We start from the raw sequence: 3,608 nt of genomic DNA on the forward strand, positions 1-3,608 counted from the left end.
GGGTCGGCGAACGCGTCGGAGAACTCCACCCTCGCCGACGACGCGGTGGTCATTACCGACGACCCCGAGATCATCGCCTCCGTGCGGAAGTTCATCGACGGCCTCGACGAGATCACCGAGGTCGATCAGGTGTTCCTGGACGACGCGATCCTGGAGTGGGAGATCGGCCGCGCGGTCCCGCTGCCCGGGGTCACCGGCAGGGTTCGCATCGAGACCGATTTCCTGCCGACGCCGGTGACTCGGATGTTCGTCAAACACGCTCGACGAGCAGCGGGGCCGCCATCACAGCCGCGGCGGCCCGGCGGCGAAGTATCAGCTCGAATCGCTTCGCCTCGACAGGCCCAGCGGGGTGAGGCGGGGCGACGTGATCGTCCTCGCGGATGACGAGTGGATTTACGCGCCGGCGGTCGTGGTGTCCGACCCGATGAAGATCCCGCGGTCCGGTGGAGCGGTTCTGTACTTCCTGCGCCTGCGCACCGGCCTGTCTCCAGTCCTCCTTTCCGATGCTGAGAAGGCGCTGACCGATCTGGGGCACCCTGGCTCACGGCTGCGGACCGACCACTTCGTCCGCTCCCCTGACCTTAGGTCCGCGTTGCTGGGGTTGTGGGACCTCTGATCGTCAGAGTGCTTGTGTCAGCCTGAGAGTCAGCGCCGCAGAACCGGCGAACCCGAGCGTCGTGCGTTCGTCGCGCCTTGGCGGATCCACCCCAGAGCTCGCGACCCCGGCGGACCGGCGGGTAGGCACGTTGACCTCAGCTACCCGGACGTAGGACTCGTGTTCGAATCATTCTCGCGGGTAAGGATTCTCAGGAAATTCACCGACACCGCCGGGCCGGGTGATGCGACGATCGAAGCATGCGCCGCCGTCGTTGGCCGGCCCTCGCGCCGCCCACCACGGGAGGATCGCCCTGCACGCGGGCATGCCGATCGTGACCGAGAACGCCTCACCCTGAAACCGTCCACAGCGACCGCGTTCGCATCCGGGCTGCTGCTGCGGTTCCCGCTGTACGTCGCCGGTCTCCGCGACGACTTCGCGCGCTACGAAACCCGGCCCCGCACCGACGCCCTCGATTGGTCGACGCAGTGGTCCTGGCCTCGGGGCGGACTCCACCCCACCTCGTTCACCCTCGCACTCGGGCCCAGCCCCTTCCCCACCACCTTCAAGTCCGATGCCCAGCGGTGACTGTGGAGACGCTGTTCGTCGAGCTGAATGCCGAGCGGGTGGTGGACGCTTCCCGGTCGCCCGGAAGCTGCCGGCAAACCGACCTGCATACCCGCACACGAGCGTCCGACGCTCAGGCAATACGGGCGATGCGAGCGGTCGCGCACATCGGACACCGGGTGGTAGCGCCGATGACCCACCCGTTGATCCCGGCGAACGCCTCCGCCGAGGATCGTCCGGCGACCGCGGCCTGCTACCTGTCCGCGCCGCTGCGCCTGGGCGAGGATCATATCGGTGCCCTCCACCTCTACAGCGTCGACGGCCACGGTTTCAGCGACCTCGACGCCGCCCTGCTGAAGATCACACCACTGTCGGGGAAACCATCATCGGCCTCTCCCGGGACCTCGAGAGGCACTCCACGACCTGTCCGGCCTGAAAACCGCCATGGAGAACCGGGGCGTCATCGAACACGCCAAAGGTGCCCTGATGGCCTCCCGCGGGATCGGCGAGGACACCGCCTTCGCGTCCCTCGTCGACGCCTCCCAACGCGAAAACGTCAAACTCGCCGCCATTGCCCACCGGATGATCACCTCGTTGGACTGCCGATCCTGAAACCGATCCTCGACCATGCCCTTGGCTGCGTGAGCCGACCGGGCGGGCCGCCAAACGGCTGGCCGAGCTGACCGGCCACCAGGCCTGCACCGTCCACGGCCTGCTGGAGCTGCAACCCGGCGGCGACCCGAAATACGATCGCGACAACAGGCTGGACGCTGCCCTTGTTGTGGTGGACGAGTCGTCGATGATGGACGTCATCCTGGCCAACAAACTGGTCAAGGCCATCCCGGAGGGGGCTCATCTGCTGCTGGTCGGTGACGTCGACCAGCTCCCTTCCGTCGGTGCCGGAGAAGTACTGCGCGACCTGCTGTCCGCCGACACGATTCCGCGGGTGCGGTTGACGAAGATCTTCCGGCAGGCCCGCCGGTCCGGGATCGTGGTCAACGCCCACCGGATCAACGCCGCAACCGGCCCGCAGCTCACCGGGTTCGACGACTTCTTCTGGTTCGCCTGCGAACTCGCGGAACAGTCGGACCTGCACCCGGCCGAGGAGACCGCCGAGTTGGTGGTCGACATCGTCGCTCGCCGCATCCCCCACAAGTTCGGGCTTAACCCGCGCCAGGACGTGCAGGTCCTGGCACCACGGCCTTGCAATCTTGCGAGCAGAGTTTCTAGCCGCTACGCCTGCCTCCGCTTCGGTGGTTACCGCTCTGCCGGACTCGGTGCAGAGGGCCTGCGAGAGGAGTAGTTCCGGGCAGATTCGATCCCCGTGTCGTAGTTGTCGACATACTTGGCAGCTGTTTTGGTGTACTTCGAACCGATTGCTGCTGGGTCGTAGGCCATGAAGACGACGTCGGGCCGTCCGTTGTTGAACTTCCGGTATGTGCTGTAGTTCCAGCCATCGGGTGCGTAGTCGTCGTTCCAGGCGAGGCGGGCGACCGGGACAAATCCCAATTGCGCGTAGATCTTTGGAAGCACTGTGTCGAAGCAATCCAGTCGGTGTCCGCCGATTTCGGTTGCCTGAGATAGCAGCGCGTATGCCGCCCTTGGATGGGCACAATCGTTGTGCGCGAAGACAGAGACAACCTCATCGCCGTTGACTGCGACGCCGGCCTTCCCGTCGTCGGTTTTACCGACCGCAGATATATCCGTACACGCCGTTCGTCCTGCGCGACTTCCGGGACGTCCCGTGGTTGTTTACCGACCAGGGTTCGGGATGTTCGTCATGTTCAGGCAGAGACGTGGAGGGCGTATGGCGATGCGAGTGGTGGTAGGGGATCTTCGGGTTCAGCGGATCGACAGGCGTAGTGGGAGGCGGTCGTGGACGATTGTCTGGCCGGAAGGAACGGAGCATCGCGAGGCGGACCGGTTCCTGCGCGAGCACGACGGGTCGGGCACCCAACGCACCTACGCCTACCTGTTGGTGGATCACCTGCGCTGGCTCGAGCGCGAGTGCCTGACGTTGGACAGGGTGGTGCTGCGGGATCTCGAACGATATATGGGCATCGTCGGCGCCGAGGTCACGATGCCGTTGGGCGAGCCGTGGCGGGCCGGGAAACGCCCGTACGGGCATGCGGCGCTGTCGACTACGGCAGCCTGTTTGAAGGGGTTCTATCTGCATCAGGCTGCGCTCGGGGTGAATGCCGAGCTGGGCCGGAGGCTGGATAAGCGTCGGCTGCCGACGCGGGTGGACCGTCGGCGCGCGTTCTTGGGGCACACGACGTCGTCGATGCCGGCGAACCCGTTGGCTCCGTCGGGGCTGCGGCGTCGGCACCCGAAGATGCTTCCCGACGGTGCACGCGACCGGCTGCTGGCATCGGTCCGTTCGGCACGCGACCGACTGGTGGTGACCTGGTTGGCCGACGGGGGACTGTTCTCCGGGGGTCAGCCC

At 66.1% G+C, this 3,608-nt stretch carries 3 protein-coding genes and 2 pseudogenes; all 5 read left to right on the forward strand.

Annotated features, from left to right (window positions below):
* A pseudogene (locus tag AZG88_RS55355) lies at positions 1-616 on the forward strand (phosphatidylserine/phosphatidylglycerophosphate/cardiolipin synthase family protein); the annotation flags it as partial.
* Positions 617-775: 159 nt separating this feature from the next.
* Positions 776-1,183 carry a hypothetical protein gene (locus AZG88_RS27570; RefSeq protein WP_061699721.1) on the forward strand — a complete coding sequence of 136 codons (408 nt, stop codon included), beginning with the start codon at positions 776-778 and terminating at the stop codon, positions 1,181-1,183.
* Between the two features lie 423 nt (positions 1,184-1,606).
* A complete protein-coding gene (locus AZG88_RS27575; RefSeq protein WP_061699722.1) occupies positions 1,607-1,774 on the forward strand; it encodes an ANTAR domain-containing protein in 168 nt (55 codons plus the stop codon).
* 25 nt (positions 1,775-1,799) lie between these two features.
* Positions 1,800-2,465, forward strand: a complete 666-nt coding sequence (locus tag AZG88_RS27580; protein ID WP_082833494.1) for an ATP-dependent DNA helicase — start codon at positions 1,800-1,802, stop codon at positions 2,463-2,465.
* A gap of 504 nt (positions 2,466-2,969) precedes the next feature.
* Positions 2,970-3,608, forward strand: a pseudogene (locus AZG88_RS27585) (tyrosine-type recombinase/integrase); the annotation flags it as partial.

Origin of the sequence: Rhodococcus sp. LB1, from assembly GCF_001583455.1 — a bacterium.
Classification (GTDB): Bacteria; Actinomycetota; Actinomycetes; order Mycobacteriales; family Mycobacteriaceae; genus Rhodococcus_F; species Rhodococcus_F opacus.